This window comes from Provencibacterium massiliense (assembly GCF_900169495.1).
Lineage (GTDB): Bacteria > Bacillota > Clostridia > Oscillospirales > Ruminococcaceae > Harryflintia > Harryflintia acetispora.
Window position 1 is genome coordinate 1640863 of the sequence record NZ_FWCH01000012.1, and the last position, 21498, is coordinate 1662360.

The window sequence follows — 21498 nt, forward strand, 5'->3', positions numbered from 1 at the left end:
CAGCCCCCGCCGTTCCGTGGTACAATGAAACCACGGAATAGTGGGGCTGGCTGTCGGAAACGGAGGATTTTATGTTAAGACAAGCCACCCAAAACCTCATTACCGCCCTTTATCCGAGATTGTCCCACGAGGATGAATTGCAAGGCGAGAGTAATTCCATATCGAACCAAAAAAGGATACTCGAAACCTACGCAAAACAGAACGGCTTTACCAATCTGCGCTGGTACACCGACGACGGTTTTTCCGGCGCGAACTTCCAGCGGCCCGGATTTCAAGCCATGCTTGCGGACATTGAAGCCGGGAAAGTGGGTACGGTCATCGTCAAGGACATGAGCCGGTTAGGGCGAAACTACTTGCAGGTAGGGTTTTACACGGAAATGCTGTTCCCTCAAAAGGGTGTGCGTTTTATCGCTGTCAACGATAATGTGGACAGTGCCAGCGAGGGCATGGACAACGATTTTACCCCGCTGCGAAATCTGTTCAATGAATGGCTGGTGAGAGATACGAGCAAGAAAATCAAGGCAGTGAAAAAGTCAAAAGGCATGAGCGGCAAGCCTGTTACCAGCAAGCCGGTTTACGGCTATGTGATGGACGAGGACGAGAATTTTATTATAGACGAGGAAGCCGCCCCGGTGGTGCAGCAGATTTACCAGCTTTGCCTTGCCGGGAACGGCCCGACCAAGATTGCCCGTATGCTGACGGAGCAGCAAATCCCCACGCCGGGGACGCTGGAATATCAGCGGACAGGCAGCACCCGCCGTTATCACCCAGGCTATGAGTGCAAATGGGCGACCAACACCGTCGTTCATATCCTCGAAAACCGAGAGTACACCGGATGTCTGGTGAACTTCAAAACGGAAAAGCCTTCTTATAAGGTCAAGCACAGCATAGAGAACCCCGTCGAGAAGCAGGCCATTTTCGAGAACCACCATGAGCCGATCATCGACAAGGAAACATGGGAACGGGTGCAGGAGTTACGCAAACAGCGCAAACGCCCGAACCGCTACGATGAAGTGGGGCTGTTCTCCGGGATTTTGTTCTGCGCCGACTGCGGCCATGTGCTGTATCAGCAGCGGTATCAGAACAAAGACCGCAAACAGGACTGCTACATCTGCGGCAGCTACAAGAAGCGCACCCGCAACTGTACGGCGCACTTTATCCGCACCGATCTGTTGACCGCTGGTGTCCTGGCAAATCTCCGGCAAGTGACCGAATACGCAGCCAAGCATGAGAGCCGGTTTGTGAAACTACTTGTCCAGCAGAACGAGATCGGCGGCAAGCGAAAGACCGCCGCAGCCATCAAGCAGCTTGAACAGGCGCAGGAACGCATTTCTGAAATCAGCCGCATTATCAAGCGGCTGTATGAGGACAATGTAAACGGCAAAATCAGCGATGAGCGTTTCATGGAACTGTCGGCTGACTACGAAGCCGAGCAAGCGGAGCTGAAAAAGAGAGCCGCCGCCCTGCAAGCCGAACTGGACAAGTCACAGGCAGCTACCGTCAACGCCGAGAAATTTATGGGCATTGTCCGCAAGCACCTTGCCTTTGAAGAACTGACCCCCACTCTCTTGCGGGAAATGATCGAGAAAATTGTGGTGCATGAGTGCAGCTATGATGAGAACGGCACCCGCAGGCAGGACATTGAGATTTATTACAGCTTTGTCGGCAAGATTGACTTGCCCGAATAACCGCCCGACCTATCCGACACAATGGCCAAGTGTCGGATAGGAACGGCAAAATTTTTTGCACTTCTATTGCTTCTTTATCACACATAAGCAAAAGCTCCCGGGATGAAGCGGTTTGTCTCATTTTTACAATCGTGCTATAATCAAAAGCAAGAAATACAGGGGAGGTGTGTGGGCGTGCCCCAATGGATACGGCGGTTCTTTGACTGCCAAAGCATGATCCGGGAAGCCCAGAAAATTGATGTGATCCCGCCCTCGCGCGAGGTTTACGGCAACACCTTTAACATTGCCTGGCCCTCGGCGGTGGAGAGCGTGCTGGTGGGGCTGGTCGGGGTGATCGACACCATGATGGTGGGCACCATCGGCCCCGAGGCGATCGCCGCGGTGGGGATCACCAACCAGCCAAAGCTGATCTTCCTGGCGGTGATCATGTCCCTCAACGTCGGGGTCACCGCCGTGGTCGCCCGCAAGCGGGGCGAGGAGGACGCCCAGGGCGCAAACGGCGTGCTGCGCCAGTCGATCCTGCTTTCGGCCGCCTTCTCGATCGTCTCCACCATTGTGGGGGTGCTCTTCGCCCAAGAAATCATGGAGTTCGCGGGTGCGGGCGCGGACATCCTCGACGATGCGACCGCCTACTTTAAAATCATCATGCTCGGGATGTTCTTCAACTCCCTCTCCATGACCATCAACGCCGCCCAGCGCGGGGTGGGCAGGACCAAGATCGCCATGCGCACCAACCTGGTGGCGAACGGGCTCAACGTGGTCTTCAACTACCTGCTCATCGGCGGCAACCTCGGCTTCCCCCGCCTCGGAGTGCGCGGGGCGGCCATCGCCACCGTGATCGGGCTGTCGGTTGCCTTTTTGATGTCGGTGATCTCGGTGCTGCACCACGGCCAGTTCCTCTCCCTGCGCGCGCACGGGAGCTGGCGCTTCCAGGGGCAGACCATGCGCTCGCTGTGCAAGGTGGGCTCCAGCGCCCTGATCGAGCAGCTCTGCCTGCGCTTCGGCTTCTTCACCTACGCCAAGATCGTGGCTTCCTTGGGCACGGTGGCCTTTGCCACCCACCAGATCTGTATGAATATTTTGAGCATCTCCTTCAGCTTCGGCGACGGGCTGAGCGTGGCGGCCTCCTCCCTGGTCGGCCAGAGCCTGGGGGCCAAGCGCGCGGACATGGCGATCGTCTACGGCAAGGTCTGCCAGCGCATGGCGCTGATCATCGCCTCGGTGCTGATGGTCTGCTTCCTCTTCGGGCGCAGGGTGATCATGATGGCCTTCACCAACGACGAGGCGGTCATCTCCCAGGGCGCCGTCATCATCATCCTCATCGGGCTGATCTGCATGATCCAGATGTCGCAGGTGGTCATCATGGGCTGTCTGCGCGGGGCGGGGGACACCCGCTTCACCGCCGCCGTGTCGCTGATCAGCGTGGCGGTGATCCGCCCCGGGTCGGCCTGGCTGTTCTGCTATCCGTTGGCGCTCGGGCTGATGGGCGCGTGGTATTCGCTGTGCTTCGACCAGATCATCCGCATGGTGCTGAGCATGGTCCGCTTCAGCGGCGGGAACTGGACCGAAATCAAGCTGTAAAACCGGCCCCCCCAACAACGGGTTTCCAAAGGGGACATGTCCCCTTGGGTGGGAGTTTGAGGGTGAAACCCTCAAGGTCTACCCGCCAAAAGGCGCAGGAGAGGGGAATCAAAGCGTCCAGTGGACGGTTTGAGGGGAGAACCCCCAAGAGGGGTTCTCCCACCTTTTTTGCCTATTGCCGGTTGAATAGACAGGCCGAGGCCCGCTCCGTTTTTCGGAGCGGGCCTCGGCTTGCGAAAAGTGGGCGGGGAAAACCCATCTCGGGGTTTTCCCCCCTCGCGCTGCGCGCGGTTTCCCCTTCTTATTAAGGCGAAAAGACCTTGGAGGCGTTGCCTCCAAGCCTCCACTTGAAGGGCATTAGCCCCTTAAGAATCCCGATTGCAGGGGCGGTTTTTCCTGGAGCACGCCCGGCGGGGTTTTCGGGCGCTTTTCCCGTCAAGGGGTTCCCCGCGGGACGGGGGCCACTCCCCGTCCCGCACGGCTTCCCCCCTCGCGGTACACGCCCTTCAGCCAAAAAGGCGGGCGCCGGTATTGCAAGGGAGACCGCTGCAAAAATAACAAAGCGCATGCCGGGCGTGCCCCGAAAAGGGCAAGTCTACCCAAACATGCGCAAAATCTGCGCTTTTCCGACCAAAATTCCTATAACTCTTCTCAAGAAGGAGAAGATGTGTTATAATTACACTTAGCCGTGGTGCCGGAATTCCGGTAGGTCGTTGGGTGGTCTGTTCACCTGGCGGGCTGGCTGTCCGTGTTGGCCCACGGGCAACTGCCGCGGCTTTTCTTTTTGCAAGAAAACCCCATAGCCTCAGTATAGCACAGCGCCCAGTAAAAGGCAAGAAAAAAGGCGAATATTGGGGAAAATAGTTTTGAAATAAAAGCGCCGCCCCCGCAAGTTGGGGGCGGCGCTTTGCGTAACGGCCGCGAACAAAAAACTGACGACAACCGGCAAAATGTGCAAACGGCGGGAGCACCCCTCTTGGGGTTCTCCCCTGAAACCGTCCACTGGACGGTTTCATTCCCCTCTCCTGCGCCTTTTTCGATTTATGACCTTGAGGGTTTCACCCTCAAACTCCCACCAAAGGGGACATGTCCCCTTTGGAAACCCAGTTTTTTTACGGGGGCTTTGTAGGGCTTTTGGGGGGCAGGAGTTTTTTGACACACTGAGTTAGGGGCAGCAGATAGAATCTGCTGCCCCTAACTTTCTTATGCATGCTCCCGGACAAGCCGGAGGCCTTTCGTGACAAAGCTAAATTACTTCGCGACGGCGTCTTTGAGCGCCTTACCAGCCTTGAAAGCCGGCAGCTTGGAAGCGGCAATGGTGATGGGTTCTTTGGTTCTCGGGTTCACGCCGGTGCGGGAAGCGCGGGATTTCACCTCAAAGGTGCCGAAGCCGATCAGGGAAACCTTCTCGCCGGCGACCAGCGCGTCGGTGATGGCGTCGAGCACGGCGGTCAGCGCGGTGTCGCTGTCCTTCTTGGTGAAACCGGATTTCTCGGCGATCGCATTAATTAACTCTGCTTTTGTCATTTTTTAACCCTCCGAAATATATTTCATTTTTATACTTAAAGCTTATTGAAGCCTTAAAGCAAACTGATTTGCCGTTTTACTATTCTTCCCGTTTTGCCTGCGCCCATAACCCGTTGAGGCGGTCAATCCCGCAAGAATTCATCTCGAGCTCCCGCTCGGCGGCCAGCTCCTCGACCCTGGTAAAGCGCCGGGTGAACTTGTCGCTCGCACGGCTCAGCGCCTCCTCGGGATCGGCTCCCATGAAGCGGGCCACGTTGACCGCGGCAAAGAGCAGATCCCCCAGCTCCTCGTGCATCTGGGGCTTGTCCCCCTTGGCGATCGCTTCCTTGACCTCGCGCAGTTCGCTTTCGAGGTCTCCCACCGCCCACTGCAGGTCGGGGTAGTCGAAGCCGGTCTTGGCCGCGCGCTTTTGCAGCTTTTCGGCGCGCATGAGGGCGGGCAGGGTCTTGGGCACGCTCTCGAGCGTCTGGGCGGCGGTGGTCTGGCCCTTGGTGCGCTGCTTGATGGCCTCCCAGTTCTTGAGCACCTCGTCGGTGTCCTTGGCGCTCACCTGTCCGAAGACATGGGGATGGCGCACGATCAGCTTCTGGCAGATGTCGTTGCAGACCCCGGAAAAGTCAAAGGTTCCCGCCTCGGCTTCCATCTGTGCGTGGAGCACCACCTGCAGCAGCAGGTCGCCCAGCTCCTCGCGCAGCAGCGCCCTGTCCTCGAGGTCGATCGCCTCGGCCACCTCATAGGTTTCCTCGATGAGGTTCTTGCGGATCGTGTGGTGGTCCTGCTCCCGGTCCCACGGGCAGCCGCCCGGGGCGCGCAAGAGCCGTACGATTTCGACAAGATCGGCGATGCCGTATGCATCCTTTGGGGTGAAGTCAACCATTCTTTAGCCGCCATTTCCTGAATTCATCAGCTTTTCGCGTCAGCTGACAAGTACTATATTAACCTATCAGGCCATGTTTTTCAAGTATTTTTGCAATTTTTTCCCCACCCGGCAGCATCAGGACGTCTTCCCGGTAAATCCCCCTGCACAAAAGTAGCACGGCGGCATAGAAAAGCATGCCGATCCCGATCGCCAGCAGGGTGACCAGGCGGCTTTCAAAGGCGCGCAGCAGCAGCCCGTACGAGGCGTTGGCCGCGAAGGCGCAGGCGATCCCCGCGAGCAGGGGCTTGCCGAAGACCCGCAGGTAGCTTATCTGCACCGAGGTGGCGCGCCGCAGCACCCACAGGCTGAGCAGCACGATCAGCAGATAGCACGCGGCGGTGCCCACCGGCGCGCCCTGGATGTTGACCGTAGGGATCCCGACGAGCACGAAGTTGACCGCGAGCTTGAGCGCGCCGCCGAGCACCATCAGCTTGACCGGCACCGACACCCGGCCCACCGCCTGCAGCACCGCATTGATCGGGGTGGTCAGCGAGACGAAGATGACCGACAGCCCCAGCGAGCGCAGCAGCGGGGCGGCGATCATCGCCTCCATCGGCTTGGAGCCGTAGAGCAGCATGGTGATCGGTTCGCTCAGCGCCATGAAGCCGAGCCCCGCGGGGATGGCCACCATCGCCGTGACCCGCAGCACCGACTCGACGTTGCGCTTGACCTCGGGCAGGTTGCGCGTGGCGAAGGCGCCCGCCACCGCCGGCAGTATGCTCACCCCCAGCGTGGTGGTCAGCGAGGGGACGAGGTTGAAGATATTCACCGCGATCCCCGAATAGGAGCCGTAGAGGTACTTGGACACGTCGGTCACCGAATACCCCTGCGGGATCAGCCCCTGGTACATCGAGAGCAGGGCCTGCGCGTTCCCCGTCATGGCGTGGTCCAGCCGGTTCATGATGGACATCAAATCGATCAGGGTGGTCAGGTGGGTGGCCACCGACCCGAGGCAGACCGGCACCGCGATCAGGACCATCCTTTTCAGGAGGACGCGCGAGGAGGCGGGCGGCGGGCAGGCCGCCAGCTCCTCGCGGGTGAGGCCGTCGCCGCCCAGGTGGTGGCGCAAAAAGAGGAAGACGGTCCCCGCCAGGGTGGAGAGCGCGACCCCCAGCACCGCGCCCACCGCGCCGAACTGGTAGACCATGACCTCGTCCTGCGAGGCGCCGGGGTAGAGGGTGTGCAGCACGCTCTCCCCCGACGCGAGACTCCCGCGCGCAAAGGCCATGAAAAGCACCGAGAGCGCGATCCCGCACAACAGCTTAACGGCCGCCTCCACCATCTGGGAGAGGGCGGTGGGGTACATGTTCTTGAGCCCCTGGTAGTAGCCGCGGTAGGCGCTCATCATGCAGCAGAAGAAGACCGCCGGAGAGAGCGCGGCGATGGTGAGATAGCTGTCCGGACTCTTTAAAAAGCCGGCGAAGAGCCGGGCGCCGAAGAACATGACGACAAAGCCCGCCGCCCCGGTGACGAGGAACAGCAGGGTGGAGAGATGGAGGATCTTGCGCGCATCCCGCAGCCGGCCGGTGGCCGCCTGCTCGCTGACCAGCTTGGAGACCGCGACCGGCAGCCCGGCGATGGCCAGGGAATTGAGGGGCCTGAAAATATCGTAGGCGATGGTGAAGTCCCCCATCCCCACCCCGCCGATCAGGTTGGTCAGCGGTATTTTGAACATGGCGCCGATCAGCTTGACGACCACCGTCGCCACGCCGAGGATCACGGCCCCGTGCAGAAAGCTCTGTCTTCTTCTCCCGCGCAACAAGCAGCACTCCCACCTTGACGAAATTGGTCCCGGTCAAAATAAGGCTAAACAGGGAGCGCACTTCCTGTTTAGCCTTATCATTTCTCTTCCGTTTGGGTATTACGCATCCACGCCCGGATTTTCGGGCTCCTGCAGCGGCTGTGGTTCTTCCGGCGCCGCTTCCTCCTGCGGGGCGGCCTCGGCCTCGGGCTGGCTCTTGATCAGGTTGCCGCACATCGGGCAGAACTGGGCGGAAAGCTCGACCGCCGCGCCGCAGCTGTCGCACCGGCGCACATTTTTAAGCTCATCCACCTTGGCGTTGATCTCGCCGAGCTTGCCCTTGAGCGCGTCGATCTCGGCCACGCACCCGTCGATCAGCCCGCGGTTCTCGCTGCCGGCCTTGACCATCTCATAGACCATCAGCCCCAGCTTGGCGTAGATCTTTTCGATGTCGCTCTCGAGCGAGACCACCGAAAGTTTTAATTTCGAAACCTCCACCACGTCGCCCGCCTTCTTGCCCATATCGTTGGCGACGTCCCGCGCTTTATTGAAAATGCTGTCCAAAGTTCCCATATCGCTTTCACCTTTACTCTTTCTGTTCGGTCGATTCCTCCGGTTTTCCCCATTATACCACCGCCCGCACTCTTTTACAACCGGGCGGCGGCACGCAGCATCCGCTAATTTTTTTCCATGCCGGCAAAGAAGGGGACGACCGCCTCCTTGCGCGCGCAGAGCTGCTCAAAGCGGCTGATATATTCATATGGGTATTTGTAGTTAAATATCCGCGTTATTTCCTGCGCGCCCGCCCCCCTCGGGCGGCAGAGCTTGGTCACCCCGCCCGCCCCGCAGGCCAGGATGGTCTGGCTCTCGTCCATGATGTGGATGTTATAGGCGCTCTCATACCCCGGCAGGCACCAGCCGGTGTTTTCGAGGTTTTCCACCGTGTCCTTCTGCCGATAGAGGTAGTAGGGGTGATACCCCGCCCCGATAAGCAGCCGCGCCGAAAGGGCGACCATCTCCGCGGCCGGGGAAGCTGTGAGCACCTCGCCGGCGTGCCCGCCGAGCGCGGCGCTGCGCTTCACCGAGAGGGCGTGCACCGTAATGTTCTGCGGGCGCAGCGCGATCACCCGCTCCAAGGTGTCCGCGAAGCCCTGCGGCGTGTCCCCCTGCAGCCCGGCGATCAGGTCCATGTTGATGCATGGGAAGCCCGCCTGCCGCGCCAGCCCAAAAGCGTCCAGGGTCTGCTGCGCGGTATGGTTTCGCCCGGCGGCCGCCAGCACCTCGTCCTGCAAGGTCTGGGGGTTGACGCTGATCCGGTCCACCCCGGCCTTTCGCAGCACCGCCAGCTTCTCCGCCGTGATGGTGTCCGGGCGTCCCGCCTCGACGGTGTACTCCTTCACCCCGCCCAGGTCAAAGTTTTCCGCCACCGCCGCGCAGAGTCGGTCAAGCTGCGCGGCGCTCAGCGTCGTCGGGGTGCCGCCCCCGAAGTAGACCGAGTGGAGGCGCAGGGAGCTCTCCCGCGCCTTTTGCGCCGTCAGGGCGAGCTCGCGCTCGAGCAGCTCGAGATAGGGTTCGATCAGCCCGGCCGCCTGCTCGATCGAATGGGAGACGAAGGAGCAGTACCGGCAGCGGCTGGGGCAGAAGGGGATCGAAACATAGAGCGAAAAGAGGCCGGGGGCGCTCCCACGAAGGATCGGCCGCTGGACCTGAGCGGTTTGCAGCGCCAGGCGGGCCTTCTCTTCGCTGAGATACAGCCCGTCGCAAAAATAGCGCAGGACCTCCTGCCCGCTCTCCCCCGCGTCCAGCCGGGCGCGAAAGAGCTTGACCGGGCGGATCCCGGTCAAAATGCCCCAGGGAGGGCGAATCCCGGTCATCGGCACGAGCAGCTCATAGATCATCTGCCCGAAGGCGCGCTCACATTCCTGCTTGCCGCTGGGGAGCGGCAGCTCTCTTTGCCTGTGCACCTCGCTGCCGCCGAGGCGCGCGCGCACCGTCAGGATGGCCTTCCCGTCCCGCTCGGCGCGCCCGGTGTAGAGGAAGCGCTCCTCCCCCTCCCCCGGCGCGCCGAAGGCCAGCGGCGCGCGTTCCCCGCGCAGGAACATGGTGCACAGGCGCTGCACCTCGTAGTGGCAGTCGTGCGCGTCAATATAGATCGTCATAGTCGGCCTTCCCGAGATAGGGGTTATATTGTTTTTCATATTCCATGGTGCTCTGCTCCCCGTGCCCGGGGTAGACCCTGAGCGAATCGTCGAGCGCTGAGAGCTTTTGCAGCGAAAGGCGCAGCGTGGGGTAGTCCCCGCCGTAGAGGTCGGTGCGCCCCACGTCCCCGCGAAAGAGGGTGTCCCCGCTAAAGAGCATATCCCCACAGAGATAGCAGACCCCGCCCCGGGTATGCCCGGGGGTGTCGATCACCAGGAAGAGCAGCTCACCGCATTCGATCGTGTCCCCCTCCCGCACCTCGCGGTCGGGGGTGATATAGAAGCGCGGATCGCCCGGGCGGCCGAGGGATTTGCTCGCGTCGCCCAGCTGCTCGCTGTCGTTTTGGCCGATGACGACCTCGGCCCCGGTGGCCGCGCGCACGGCCTGCACCGCCCCGATGTGGTCGTAGTGCCCGTGGGTGAGCAGGATATATTTCGGGGTGATCCCCTGTTCGCGCAGGACATCGAGAATTTTTTGGGCCTCGTCCCCCGGGTCGATCACGACACCGGTGTCGCCCGAGCCGAGGATATAACAGTTGGTGCCGATCATGCCGACCGGCAGGATAACCGGTTCTTTCATACGCTGCCTCCTATATGGGTCACTGCACCGAGCGGGTCACCGAGACGACCCCCTCGATCTGGCGCAGGCTGGACAGGACCAGGTTGAGCTGCGCGATGTCGGTGGTCTCGAAGGTGATCTGGATACTCGAATGCCGGTCCTTTAATTCCTTGGCGTTGAGGGAGTGCACCTGCAGGTGCATGTTGGCGATGGCGATGCTGATGTCCGCCAGCAGGCTCTCCCGGTCGTTGGCATAGATGTCGATGGTGGTCTTGAACTTCTCCCGCACCGTATTGGCCCAGCGCGCGCGCACCCAGCGCTCGGACTGGGACTGGTCGGCCATGGCGTTTATGACGTTCTGGCAGTCCGCCTTGTGGATGGACACCCCGTAGCCCCTGGTGATGAAGCCGACGATGTCGTCCCCGGGCAGGGGGTTGCAGCAGCGCGCGTATTTGACCAGGCACCCCTCGAGCTCCTCGACGATGACCCCGCTGGTCGCCTTGCGCTCCTTTTTGGGCTTCATCGCCATCAGGCTTTCGAGCTTCTGGTCATCGCTCTGGCGGTAGTTTTTGGTGTAGTCCTCCTTGACCCGCGGCATGATCCGCGAGAGGGAAATGCCCCCGTAGCCGATGGCGGCACAGAACTCCTCGATCGAGTGGAAGTGCTGCCGCTGGGCGATCGCGAGCAGGAACTCCTTCATCTGCTCGTCCGGAAGGTTGATCCCGTTGCGGCGGAATTCCCGCTCGAGCTCGGCGCGCCCCTCCTGGGTATTCTCCTCCTTGCGCTCCTTTTTGAACCAGGTGCGTATCTTGTTGCGCGCCTCGGCGGTGCGCACGATCGAAAGCCAGTCCCGGCTCGGGCCGTGGCCCGGCACGTTGGTGGTCAGAATCTCCACGATGTTCCCGGTGTGCACCACCGTGTCCAGGCTGACGATCCGCCCGTCCACCTTGGCGCCCACCATCCGGTTTCCCACCGCGCTGTGGATGGCGTAGGCAAAGTCGATCACCGTCGCGCCCGAGGGCAGGCTGATGACGTCCCCCTTCGGGGTGAAGACGAAGACCTCCTCGGGGGCCAGGTCGGTCTTGATGGTGGAAATGATCTCCCTGGCGTCCTCCGACTCCTTCTGGTTTTCCAAGAGCTGCCGGATCCAGGAAAGGCGCTCCTCGAGCTTGTCGTGCCCCTGGATCCCCTCTTTGTATTTCCAGTGCGCCGCGATCCCGTATTCGGCGGTGTAGTGCATGTCGAAGGTGCGGATCTGCACCTCGAAGGGGATCCCCTCCTTGTCCAGCACGGTGGTGTGCAGCGACTGGTAGAGGTTCTGCTTCGGGGTGGAGATATAGTCCTTGAAGCGGTTGGGGAGGGGCCTGAACATGTCGTGGATGATCCCCAGGATGTTGTAGCACTCATTGACCGTCTCCACGATGACCCGCACGGCGTAGATGTCGTAAATCTCCTCGAAGGAGCGCCCCTGCATATAGACCTTGCGGTAGATCCCGTAGATGCTCTTGACCCGGCCGTAAATCTGGATGCTCTGGTGCTCCTCCTGCAGCCGCAGGCGGATCTTGTCCTCGATCTTTTTGAGGAAGGCCAGCCGCTCATCCCGCTTTAGGTCGAGCATATGCTCGATCTCGCTGTAGCCGATCGGGTCCAGAAAGCGCAGCGAGAGGTCCTCGAGCTCCTCCTTGATGGCGGTGATCCCCAGCCGGTGGGCGATGGGGGCGTAGACCTCCATCGTCTCGAGCGAGGTGTCCCGGCGCTTCTGCTCGGGCTTGACGCCGAGGGTGCGCATGTTGTGCAGCCGGTCGGCCAATTTTACGATGATCACCCGCACGTCCTTGGCCATGGCCAGCAGCATCTTGCGCACGTTCTCGGCCTGCTGCTCCTCGCGGGAGGAAAAGGGGATTTTTCCGAGCTTGGTCACCCCGTCCACCAGCCCGGCCACCTCGGCGCCGAAGCGCTTGCGGATGTCGCCGAGGGTATAGTCGGTGTCCTCCACCACGTCGTGCAGCAGCGCCGCGCAGATGCTGTCGGTGTCCATCCCGAGCTGCACCAAAATCTCAGCCACGTTGAGCGGGTGGCTGATGTACGGCTCGCCAGACATTCTCTTCTGGCCCTCATGGGCGCGCTGCGCCAGCTCGTAGGCCGCGCCGATCCGCTCCATGTCGTAGGCGATACTCTGCCCGCCGATAATATTTTTAAGCTCCTCAAACGATTGAATCATATCTATTCCCCCTTGGCCCTCTTTCTGCCGCATGAAAACCGGGCCAGGCTACTGGATACCAACAGCATTCCCCGAAAGGACACTATGTAAGCGGGACAAGATTTTCGTGCTCATCAGATCCTTCTTCCCCTCGGCGGGCAGGATTTGCAGCTGCCCGTCCCTGCTTGCGATCAGCCCCGCCTCGAGCAGCACGTCCAGCGCCACCCTCGTCTTTCCGCAGCCGAGACGCCCCCGGCAGCACGAAAGATAGAACTGGTCCCCGTCGGCGGGCAGGCCGCTGCGCTTTTGCACCGCGCGGTAGACGAGCGCCAGCTCCTCTCTGACGGGCGTGATCCTGCCCGCCTGCCCGGGCGTGAGCTCTTCGCCGCGCGAAAGGCGCTCGCAGCAGCAGTAGTCCGCGAAATATTCCTCCTGGTCGAACCCCTGGGGCCGCAGGTCCCGGATCTTGATCGACAGCCGCTTTTGCCCGAGATACTCCGATACCGACAGGTTGGCGGCCACGTCCACCGCCTCCCCCACCCGGTAAGGGAAGCGGCCCACGGTCATCCCGAAATAGACGGCGTAGTGGCTGCGCTCGCCGAAGCGCAGGCGCAGCTTCAAGTGCTTGCCCTCCCCGATGGCGTTAATTTCCTCGATTCTCGCCCCCGGCAGCAGGAAGAGCGGCAGCTCGTTGCCCGCGCCGAAGGGCTCGAGCGCGCTCAGCTGCTCGATGGTCGCAATGTCCAGCTCCCGCGGATGCAGCGCCGCATCGAGCGGCAGCTGCGGGATCGGCATATCGGGGGCCATCCCGGCCGCCGCGCGCTCGAGCGCCGCGCGCAGCCTGCCGACGTCGGAGGTTTTCAGGGAAAAACCGGCGGCCAGGGGATGCCCGCCGAATTTGATCAGGCAGTCCTTGCAGCGGGTGATCGCGTCGATCACCGAAAAGCCGGGGACGCTGCGCGCGCTCCCGCGCGCCTCCTCCCCCTGCGTGCCGATCAGCAGGCAGGGCTTCCCGTAGCGCTCGACCATGCGCGAGGCGGCGATCCCCACGATCCCGTGGTGCCACCCCTCGCCCGCGAGGACCAGCACCCGATAGCGCAGCAGCGAAGGGTCCTCTTCGACCTGGCGGGCGATGTCCGCCATGATCGCCCCCTCGAGCTGCTTGCGCTCGCGGTTGGCCGCGTCCACCCGCTCGGCGAGGACGGCCGCCTGCTGCGGGTCGTCGCAGAGCATGAGGGCCACCGAATCGTCGCAGTTTCCCATGCGGGAGGCGGCGTTGAGGCGGGGGGCCAGCCCGAAGGAGACGCTCTCGGCCCCGAGCGCTTTCTCGGCGAGCCCGGCCGCCGCCAGCAGCGCGCAGATCCCCGGGTTCTCGCTCTCCTCCATCTTTTGCAATCCCGCGCGCGCGATGATGCGGTTTTCCCCGCACAGCGGCACCACGTCCGCGATGGTCCCAATGGCCGCCAGGTCGGCGTACCGCGCGAGGGTGTCCTCCCCCTCGATGTCCCCCTCCAGCGCGCAGACCAGCTTGAAGGCGACCCCCACCCCGCAAAGCTCCCGGAAGGGATAGCCGCTGTCCTCACAGTGCGGGTCGATCAGCGCGTCGGCCGCCGGAAGGATTTCGGGCGGCTGGTGGTGGTCGGTCACGACCACCTTGATCCCGAGCTCATGCAGACGGTCGATCTCGGCGGCGGCGCTGATCCCGTTGTCCACCGTGATCACCAGCTCGGCCCCGTTTTGGTGGAGCGTCTCGCAGGCCTCCATATTGAGCCCGTATCCCTCTTCCTCCCGGTCGGGGATATAGTATCCGACATTGGCCCCCTGCTCCTCGAGGTAGCGGTAGAGCAGCACGGTGGAGGTGATCCCGTCGCAGTCGTAGTCGCCGTAGATGACGATCAGCTTCCCCTCCTGCAGCGCCCCCTCGATGAGGGCGACCGCCTGCTCCATCCCCTTCATCAAAAATGGGTCGTGGAGCTCCCCCTCGGTCGAGAGGAAGCGGCGCGCCTCGTTTGGAGAGCCGATCCCGCGGGAGGCGAGCACCCGCGCGGTCAGGGGCTGTATCCCCGCCGCGGCCAGCTCGTCCGCCTGCTTCGTCTCCCCGGGCCATATCCAGCGCTTGAGCGGCATGGCGCCACCTCCTCTCTGCTCATATACCGGCAGGGCCGTGGGGCGCCGCCCCAGGACCGTCCCGGTGAAAGATTCACAGTTGGTATTTTATCACGTTGCGCCCCGGGTTGCAAATCAACACGGGCGGTAGGTCCCGATGATCTCACCGGCAACCCGCAGCCCGTCCACCGCCGCGCTCATGATCCCGCCGGCATAGCCCGCCCCCTCGCCGCAGGGGTAGACCCCTGCCACCTGGGACTGCAGGGACTCGTCCCGCAGCACCCGCACCGGCGAGGAGGTGCGGCTCTCCACCCCGGTGAGCACCGCGTCCGGGCAGGCGAAGCCGCGTAGCCGCCCGTCGAAGGCGTGCAGCCCAAGGCGCAGCATCTTTAAGATGCCGGGATCAAAGAGCTCCCGGAAATCGGCGGGTTCCACCCCGATGGCATAGGAGGGCGCCACCCGCCCGAAATCCGCCCCCGGCCTCTCTTCGAGAAAGCGGCCCACCGTCTGCACCGGAGCCTTGTAGTCTCCCCCTCCCAAGCGGAAGGCCGCCTGCTCCAGCCGCTGCTGGAAGGCCACGCCGCCAAGCGGCCCGCCGCCGAAGTCGGCGGGCTCCACCCCGACAACCAGGGCGCTGTTCGAGTTTTCGGCGTCCCTTGCGAACTCGCTCATCCCGTTGACCACCACGCCTCCCGCCTCGCTGCTGGCGGGGACCACCAGGCCCCCCGGACACATGCAAAAGGTGTAGACCCCGCGGCCGTCGACCCGCTGCGAGAGCTGGTACTCCCCCTCGGGGAGCTTCGTGTGCCCGGCAAAGCCGCCGTAGAGGGCGCGGTTGACGTCCTCCCTCCGGTGCTCGATCCGCACCCCGACCGAAAAGGCCTTGGGCTGCAGGGTAAGGCCGCTGTCCAGAAGCATTTGAAAGCTGTCCCGGGCGCTGTGGCCCAGCGCCGTGACCAGCACCTCGGCGGGCAACTCCCCGCCGCTGGTGCGCACCGCGTGCAGCCGCCCGCTCTGGATACAGAGCCCCTCGAGCGCGGTGCAAAAATGCACCTCGCCCCCAAGGCTGATGATCTCCCGGCGCAGGTTTTTGACCACCTGCCGCAGCCGGTCGGTCCCAATGTGGGGCTTCGCCTGCCGCGTGATGATCCCCGGGGCGCCCAGGCGCCGGAGCTCGTGCAGCACCCACTCGCAGCGCATGTCCCCAATCCGGGTGGTGAGCTTCCCGTCTGAAAAGGTCCCGGCGCCCCCCTCTCCAAACTGCACGTTGGCCGAGGGGTCCAGCGCCCCGCCGGACCAGAAGCGCTCGAGGGCCGCCACCCGCTCGTCGAGCGCGGCGCCCCGCTCGAGCACGATCGGGCGAAAGCCGTGCTGCGCCAGCAACAGCGCGCAGAACATCCCCGCCGGGCCGAAGCCCGCGATCAAGGGCCGGTGGGAGAGCGGTCTGTCCCCCACCGCGAGCGTGAGGGAGGGGGTTTCCTCGCGCACCGCGGCGCCGCCGAGATGCAGCCGCTCGAGGTAATGCGCCTCATTGCGCAGCGAGGTGCACAACCCCACCGTATAGACATAGCGGATGTCCTCCCGCTTGCGCGCGTCGAGCGAGCGCTTGACGACGAAGCCGTCCCGCAGCAGGGCCGGGGAGAGCCGCGCTTTTTTGCGCGCCTGCTCGATCGCCGCGCTCTCGTCCTCGTCAAAGGGGAGGCTGATCCCGCTGATACAAATCATAAAGCCGGGCTCCTTTCATCCTGCCGCCAGGATTTTCGGATAACCGCAAAATCGTATGGACGCAAAGCGCCCATACGATTTTTGGCTACCGCTCTGTTTATTGCTTCTCGGAGATGGTGACCAGCGTGCTGTAGTTGCCCACCGCCCAGACCGTGCCCTTGTTGGGCACATAGACCTGCACCGGCACCTTGATCTGGCCGGTGACCACCTCGCGGTCGGAAACGTCCACCTCGGCCACGATGTCCCCGGCGGTCAGCTCGGAGACCACCTCGCTTGGGCCGACGATCTTGACGTTGTTGAGATAGGGGTTGTTGATGGTCACGTCGTAGTTCTGCGGCTCGTTGACCAGGGTGATCTCGGAGAGGTTGAAGTTCTGCGCGACGTAGTCGTCAGTGTCGAAGGTGACCTCGACCGAGAGGATGTTGTCCACATTTTCAAACCCGCTGGGCAGGGTGACGTCGAACTGCTCCTTGCTGCCCAGATCCAGGGTTTTGAGGTCCACCCGCCCGAGCAGGATCTCCTGGTAGCTGTCCACCAGGGTCTGCGGCCCGGCGATGGTGATCGAGTCGTTCGAGAGGGTATAGTGCAGCTCCTCGATCGGGAAGCCCTGCGGGACGTTGAGGAAGTCGATCCTCAGCGGAACCTCTTTCTTTTTGAGCACCGGGATGGTCACCTCGGCGGTCTCGTAGTCCATGGTGATGTGCTCGTTTTCGATCACGTTGCCGTCCGAATCCTTGAGCACGATCTCACCCGCGGCGTTGGCCGTCGAGGTCAGCGACTGGTCGAGGTCCACGCTCACGATGGCGTGGGCGACCTTTTGCAGATCGTTGGTCGGCCCGCGGATGGTGATCTTGTCCGGGGTGATGATCTCGCTCTCCTTGATGTACCCGTCGGGCACCGAGACGCCGGTCACGTCCGCCTGGATGTCCAGGGTCTTCGAGTCGATCCGGTCGAACCGCGCCACGATCGCCGCGGGGGTGATCGACTCGACGGTGTACTCCTCGCTGCCGTCCGGGCTCCACTCCAGGCGCAGGGTCTGGGTGCCCGCCGAGGTGGCCGAGGTGAGCTTCGGCACGATCTTGATATCATCCGCCGTCAGCCTGCCGACCACATAGCGCTTGCCGTGCACCGTCACCCGCACGGTGTCCGGGTCGATGGTGATGACGCTCAGTCCCTGCCGCTGCAGCGCGGCGCTCTGCGCGTCGACGTTGACCGGGATGTCCACGATCTCATGGCGGATATACGGGTCGACGGTGGTGGCCACGATCAGCCAGATGATGAAGGCCACCACCAGGGAAAAGACCTTTAAAAAGCGGTTGGAATCAAAACAGCGTTTGAAAAACGCGCCTATTTTTTTCATTTCTTCGCCCTCCTGAAGGGGAGCCTGTGCTCGCTTTGAGCATTCTCCTGCGGCAGGAGGTTGGCGCGCAGGTAGTCTCCCAGGGTTTCGGGGGTGTAGTTGCGGGTGAGCACGCCGTTGCGCGCCACCGAGATGACGCCGGTCTCCTCCGAGACCACCAGCACGATGGCGTCCGAATTCTCGCTCATCCCGATCGAGGCGCGGTGCCGGGTGCCCAGCTCCTTGGACAGGTCGTTGTTCTCGGTCAGCGGCAGGAAGCAGCCGGCCGCATAGAGCCGCGCGCCGCGGATGACCATCGCCCCGTCGTGGAGCGGCGAGCCGACATAGAAGATGTTGCCGATCATCTCGGCGCTGGGATAGGCGTCAATCACGGTGCCGGTGCGGATGATCTCGCCGAGCTTGGTCTGCATCTCGAAGACCATCAGCGCGCCGGTGCGGTGGCGGGAGAGCGACTCGCAGGCCTGGGCCACCTCGTCGATCATCCGGCGCACCTCAAGCTGCTGGCGTTCGTCCTGCCCGCCCGCGGAAAAGAGCCCGAAGGGGAGCTTGGTGCGCCCCACCTTTTCGAGCATGCGCCGCAGCTCGGGCTGGAAGACCACCACCAGCGCGAAGGCCCCCACCTGCAGCAGCGCCTTCATGATGAAGCCCATCGCCTTGAAGGGCATAGTGGTGACCACCGCGTAGAGCACGAGCAGCAGCAGGATCCCTTTGACCAGCTGATTGGCCCGGGTGTCCCGCACGAGCTTGATGATATAATAAAGCAGAAAGGCGACCATCAAAATATCCAGGATGTCCCAGACATTCACCGACTCGACGGTGGTGATAAGGTCGCCCAGGGTATTCTTCAAGGAGATCCAGACCTGATCCATTCGCGCACACTTCCTTTCACCGCGCCCCTCGGGCGGTGAATTTGACAATACAGACTTCTATTCTTTATTCTACCAAACCGCACCCCCGTTTGCAATGTTTTTTTGCCGCTGCGGCGCTCCCATTTTCCGGCATGTCAAACGGCGGGGAAGGTTTCCTTCCCCGCCGTTTGACAGTCAATAAGAGATCGGGCGGCTGATTCTTTGCGAGAAGAACAGGGGAACCCCCTCTTGGGGGTTCCCCGTCAAACCTTCCACTGGAAGGTTTTCCTCCCCTCCCCGCGCCTTGTTATCAAAAGACCTTGAGGGCTCCTCGCCCTCAATCTCCCCGCCAAGGAGGCGTCGCCCCCTTGGAACCCTCTTAATTCAGAACGCGGGCTGAGCATAACCGCTTTGCACGCGAGTCCTTTCACGGATCGGCTACAGCGCCCCGCTGTCGGCAGCTTGCCGCTGCCACGGCGCGCAGCAGCGCGGCGGCCTGCTCCCTGGTGTTGAACGCGCCGATCCCAATGCGGGCGGTCCCGCTCTCATAGGTGCCCATCGTCTGGTGCGCCAGCGGGCTGCAATGGAAGCCCCCGCGCAACGCGAACCCCTTTTGGGCCAACGCCTCGGTGACCGCCTCGCCGCTCATCCCCTCGATCCCGAAGGAGAGCACAGGCAGCTGCGGACGGTTGTAGAGGATCACCCCGTCGATCTTTTCAAGCCCCTCGTAAAGGTAGTTCGTCAGCGCCATCTCGCTGCGGTGGATCCCCGCAACGGTGCGCCGGCGCAGAAAGCGAAGCCCGCCGCGCAGCCCGGCGATCCCCATGGTGTTCACCGTCCCCGCCTCCAGCCTATCCGGCAGGAAGGGGGGCATGGCCGGCTCCTTGGAAAGGCTGCCGCTGCCGCCCTCAAGCAGGGTGCCAAGCGGCTCGTCACAGTTTACGATCAGCGCGCCCAGCGCGGTGGGGGCATAAAGCCCCTTGTGCGCCGCGATACAGATGAAGTCCGCCGGCAGCTCCCGAAGGTCGATCGGCAGGACCCCGGCCGTTTGGGCCGCGTCGAGCAGGAATAGGATTCCTTCCCCGTGCGCCATGGCACAAATCTCCTCAACCGGCTGCAGGGTGCCGAAGACGTTCGAGCCGTGCACGCAGCAGATCAGCCGGGTATTGCTGCGCAGCAGGCGCCTGAAATTTTCCACCGTGGCCGCCGGGTCGTCCGGCACCACCGTTGCGATGTCGTAGCGGATCACCCCCGCGCGCGCAAGGGCGTCCACCGGCCGCCAGACGGCGTTATGTTCCATGCTGGAGATGATCACATGGTCCCCCGCGCGCAATATCCCCTTGATGGCCAGGTTGGTCGCCCCAGTACAGTTCTGGGTGAAAACCACCCGCTCGGGGTCCTCCCCGCCGAGCAGGGTAATGAGCTCCTGACGGGCCTTAAAAACCATTTCCGAGGTCTCGATCGCCATCTTATGGCCGCCCCGCCCGGGATTGGCGCCGTAACGCCGGAAGGCCTCGCCGACCGCATCGAGGGTGAAGCGGGGCTTGGGGTAGGAGGTGGCGGCGTTGTCGAAATAAATCATATTCCTTCTCCTTATGTGTTTAACATTTTCCATATATTGCGCGGCGCGCGGACGGGGGCATGCCCCCGCTGTCCGGTGCCGGCATAAGCGGGAGCTAGCCCACGGCCGGGGGTGCGAGCTTGATATTTTCGCGTCTGAGCACCTCCATGACCGCAGCCATGTTGGTGCCCGGCCGGAAGGTCAGGGTGTAGCCGCAGCCCTGTCCGGTATAATACCGCTCATCGCGCCCGATCTCGCAGCGGATCCCCATTGCGCGCAGAGCGTTCTGCGCCTTGATGGCGTAGGTAATGGAGGAGACCGATACGCTGGTTGTATTCAATAGGCTCACCTTCTCTGTCATATTTGTGCTTTCTCTCCCTTGTATTTTATGACGGCGAGCGCAATCCGGTTCGCGGCGGCAGCGGGGCGCTGCGGCCGATTCGCGAAAGAGCTCGTTTACAAGGCGGTCATGCTCAGCCCGCGTTCTGAACGGGAGGGTTTCCAAAGGGACCCAGTCCCTTTGGCGGGGAGTGGGGCAGCGCCCCACGACCTGAAAGCACCAGCGAGCGGCGAGCCGCCGCTCCCGATTCGCGAAAGGAAGCACATATGAGGCCAGAAGCGCTCAGCCCGCGTCTTGCAAGACTTCTAAGCGCGGGGAGGGGAGGCCGAGCTTCCAGTGGCCATGTCCCAAGCGGAGCTTGGGACAGCGGGGAACCCCCAAGAGGGGGTTCCCTGCACAAAGCAGAAAGCGCAGGCTATAAACGCCCGCGCCACTTTTTTCTAAATATTTCGACATATTTTTACTTTTTGTCTTGACTTTTGGCTGCATATATTTTATCATATATTTGCGGCCAAATGTCAGGAGGTGAACCACTTGGTCGAAAAAAAGAAGATGGGGCGACCGACTGACGAACAAAAACCGCACCGCCTGTCTACCCGCGTTTCGGACAGGACGATGAAAATTCTGGACGATTACTGCCGCAAAAGGAAGATCAATCATCCGGAAGGGGTTCGTCAGGCGATCGACCGTCTGAAGGACGAAAAATAAGGAAGCGGCGCCCACCCCCGAAAGGCAACGCCGCTTCCCACACAAACACACAACCGCCCAAAGGCGGAGCGCATAAATATTATACACTGTGCGCTCTTTTCTTGCAAGCGGTTGTGTAAGAAAGGACATGCTATATGAAAACAGAAAGTGGATACGCTTCCTTTGCCGAATGCTGGAAGGACTGCTGCAACCGCGCCTGCTACCGTCTCTCTTATGAAGCGGGCAAGACCGACCCCGCGCTCATCGCCGCCCGCGAGGAGGCCGATGCGCTCTACCACACGATCGAGGAAAAGCTCGGACAGGACGGCCGTCTGGTTGACGAATTCGACGCGGCCAAGAACTTCTCCCTCGGCCTGTCGGACGAATACATCTACCAGCAGGGCTTCCAGGACTGCGTCTATCTCCTGCGCTGGATCAATTTGATTTAATATCAGAAG

General features: G+C 62.2%; 17 protein-coding genes. 4 read left to right on the forward strand and 13 right to left on the reverse strand.

The window, feature by feature from the left end:
• Positions 1-71: 71 nt before the first annotated feature.
• Positions 72-1688, forward strand: a complete 1617-nt coding sequence (locus tag B5477_RS13005; protein ID WP_002596236.1) for a recombinase family protein — start codon at positions 72-74, stop codon at positions 1686-1688.
• A 174-nt stretch (positions 1689-1862) separates the two neighbouring features.
• The gene (locus tag B5477_RS13010; RefSeq protein WP_079700075.1) at positions 1863-3269 is read left to right on the forward strand and encodes an MATE family efflux transporter; all 1407 of its coding nucleotides are present in this window, start codon (positions 1863-1865) and stop codon (positions 3267-3269) included.
• A gap of 1251 nt (positions 3270-4520) precedes the next feature.
• Here the strand turns inward: B5477_RS13010 and B5477_RS13015 are convergent.
• The 13 genes from B5477_RS13015 to B5477_RS13075 form a co-directional block, all read right to left on the reverse strand.
• A complete protein-coding gene (locus B5477_RS13015; RefSeq protein WP_079700076.1) occupies positions 4521-4796 on the reverse strand; it encodes an HU family DNA-binding protein in 276 nt (91 codons plus the stop codon).
• Between the two features lie 79 nt (positions 4797-4875).
• The gene (gene mazG, locus B5477_RS13020) at positions 4876-5673 is read right to left on the reverse strand and encodes a nucleoside triphosphate pyrophosphohydrolase (RefSeq protein WP_079700077.1); all 798 of its coding nucleotides are present in this window, start codon (positions 5671-5673) and stop codon (positions 4876-4878) included.
• Positions 5674-5731: 58 nt separating this feature from the next.
• A complete protein-coding gene (locus B5477_RS13025) occupies positions 5732-7474 on the reverse strand; it encodes a putative polysaccharide biosynthesis protein (protein ID WP_143533601.1) in 1743 nt (580 codons plus the stop codon).
• A 102-nt stretch (positions 7475-7576) separates the two neighbouring features.
• Entirely contained in the window at positions 7577-8029 is a 453-nt protein-coding gene (locus tag B5477_RS13030; protein WP_079700079.1) for a zinc ribbon domain-containing protein, read from the reverse strand.
• A 104-nt stretch (positions 8030-8133) separates the two neighbouring features.
• A complete protein-coding gene (gene hemZ, locus B5477_RS13035) occupies positions 8134-9615 on the reverse strand; it encodes a coproporphyrinogen dehydrogenase HemZ (protein ID WP_159449052.1) in 1482 nt (493 codons plus the stop codon).
• On the reverse strand, positions 9599-10234 hold the full coding sequence (locus B5477_RS13040; RefSeq protein WP_079700081.1) for an MBL fold metallo-hydrolase: 636 nt from the start codon (positions 10232-10234) through the stop codon (positions 9599-9601). The genes hemZ and B5477_RS13040 overlap by 17 nt, the downstream gene beginning before the upstream one ends.
• A gap of 19 nt (positions 10235-10253) precedes the next feature.
• Positions 10254-12434, reverse strand: coding sequence for a RelA/SpoT family protein (locus tag B5477_RS13045; protein ID WP_079700082.1), 2181 nt, complete (start codon positions 12432-12434; stop codon positions 10254-10256).
• A 48-nt stretch (positions 12435-12482) separates the two neighbouring features.
• Positions 12483-14540, reverse strand: a complete 2058-nt coding sequence (recJ, locus tag B5477_RS13050; protein ID WP_079700083.1) for a single-stranded-DNA-specific exonuclease RecJ — start codon at positions 14538-14540, stop codon at positions 12483-12485.
• Positions 14541-14654: 114 nt separating this feature from the next.
• A complete protein-coding gene (locus B5477_RS13055) occupies positions 14655-16244 on the reverse strand; it encodes an NAD(P)/FAD-dependent oxidoreductase (protein ID WP_079700084.1) in 1590 nt (529 codons plus the stop codon).
• A gap of 97 nt (positions 16245-16341) precedes the next feature.
• On the reverse strand, positions 16342-17604 hold the full coding sequence (locus B5477_RS13060; RefSeq protein ID WP_079700085.1) for a CdaR family protein: 1263 nt from the start codon (positions 17602-17604) through the stop codon (positions 16342-16344).
• A complete protein-coding gene (gene cdaA, locus B5477_RS13065) occupies positions 17601-18473 on the reverse strand; it encodes a diadenylate cyclase CdaA (RefSeq protein ID WP_079700086.1) in 873 nt (290 codons plus the stop codon). The genes B5477_RS13060 and cdaA overlap by 4 nt, the downstream gene beginning before the upstream one ends.
• Positions 18474-18879: 406 nt before the next feature.
• Positions 18880-20034: an aminotransferase class V-fold PLP-dependent enzyme gene (locus B5477_RS13070; RefSeq protein ID WP_079700087.1), complete on the reverse strand. Its 1155-nt coding sequence runs from the start codon at positions 20032-20034 to the stop codon at positions 18880-18882.
• A 94-nt stretch (positions 20035-20128) separates the two neighbouring features.
• A complete protein-coding gene (locus B5477_RS13075) occupies positions 20129-20353 on the reverse strand; it encodes a putative Se/S carrier-like protein (protein ID WP_079700088.1) in 225 nt (74 codons plus the stop codon).
• Between the two features lie 534 nt (positions 20354-20887).
• Between B5477_RS13075 and B5477_RS15110 the strand changes: the two genes are divergently transcribed.
• A complete protein-coding gene (locus B5477_RS15110) occupies positions 20888-21061 on the forward strand; it encodes a hypothetical protein (RefSeq protein ID WP_159449053.1) in 174 nt (57 codons plus the stop codon).
• Between the two features lie 134 nt (positions 21062-21195).
• Positions 21196-21489: a hypothetical protein gene (locus B5477_RS13080; RefSeq protein WP_079700089.1), complete on the forward strand. Its 294-nt coding sequence runs from the start codon at positions 21196-21198 to the stop codon at positions 21487-21489.
• Positions 21490-21498: the final 9 nt, after the last annotated feature.